Origin of the sequence: Sabulicella flocculans, from assembly GCF_045449635.1 — a bacterium.
GTDB lineage: Bacteria > Pseudomonadota > Alphaproteobacteria > Acetobacterales > Acetobacteraceae > Roseococcus.
In genome coordinates, this window is the sequence record NZ_JBJJBR010000056.1 from 1 (window position 1) to 1,060 (window position 1,060).

Genomic DNA, 1,060 nt, shown 5'->3' on the forward strand with positions numbered 1-1,060 from the left:
GCCGCACCTCGGCGCGCTCGAGGTCCACGAGCCGGCTCTCACAGGTGAGCCCGACGCGCGGCTCCGCGCCGTCCGTCACCTCCATGGTGTCCATCAGCCCCGCCCAGAGCGGGAACGGATCCGCGACAAAGGCGCCCTCGGCATCGAGCAGCGCGCCCCACAGCCGCGCCGGGCGCAGCCGAAAGCTCCGCTCGGCGAGTGCGATGTCCACCACCTCCTGCGGCACGGGGGAGAGCGCAAGCGTCAGGCGCACGGCGCGCAGCTCGACCGTCTCCTCGACCTCGCCGACAGCACCGATCGAGCCGACGCCCTCGAACACCTTCCCCGCCCAGTTCAGCTGGCCGAGCCCGGTCCAGGCGCGGAAGGGGCCCGACGCGAAGTCGAGCTCGACCAGCACGACCGGGGCGGCGACCGGCGAGGTGGCCGAGGCAGCCGCGTGTGGCGACAGCCGCGGCGTGCCGTGCGTGTCGGACACTACAGCGCCTCCTCGAGGCGGATGGTGATCGCGGTGAAGCGGCCCGGCCGGGTCGGGTTGGCGGCCTCGTCGTCGGAGACCAGGCGCATGGCGACGGTGGGCCTGGTCAGCACCAGCGGCTGGTTGATCAGCAGCGCCTCGCGCAGCGGTGGCGCAATGGGGATCGTCGCCGTGCCCGCGCCCGCGGCGGTGACGGTCTCGGTGGCGATGTAGAGCCGCCCCGCCAGGCCGATCAGGTCGCCCGCACCAACCGCCACACCGTTCGGCCACCAGCCCCCGGTCTGGATCGCCAGCGCCCCGCGCGGCGCGCCGGCCGCGAGCGCCGGGTTACCGGAGCCCACCACGAAGCCGGTGCCGTCCGTGAAGATGGTGGCGTCCGAGTAGGAGAAAGGCCCGCTCGGCACGTCGCCCTGCACCCGCGGGTCGCCGGTGCGGAACTCGCGCCGCCAGTCCCAGACGCGGACGGTGTTCACCGAGCCGGCCAGCGCCGCGAGCAGCCCTTCGAGCAGGCCGGCGCGCACGCGGTCGAGCGGATCGAAGGTGGCCTGCGCCACCCAGCGCGCGCCCTCGCGCCGCAGCACCTGG

2 protein-coding genes are annotated in these 1,060 nt (G+C 74.8%); both read right to left on the reverse strand.

Annotated elements, in window-relative coordinates:
• A partial coding sequence (locus ACI6QG_RS19765; protein WP_407026259.1) for a hypothetical protein occupies window positions 1-475 on the reverse strand: 475 nt, incomplete at its 3' end.
• The coding region (locus ACI6QG_RS19770; RefSeq protein ID WP_407026260.1) for a hypothetical protein at window positions 475-1,060 on the reverse strand (586 nt) is incomplete at its 5' end. The genes ACI6QG_RS19770 and ACI6QG_RS19765, both read right to left, overlap by 1 nt.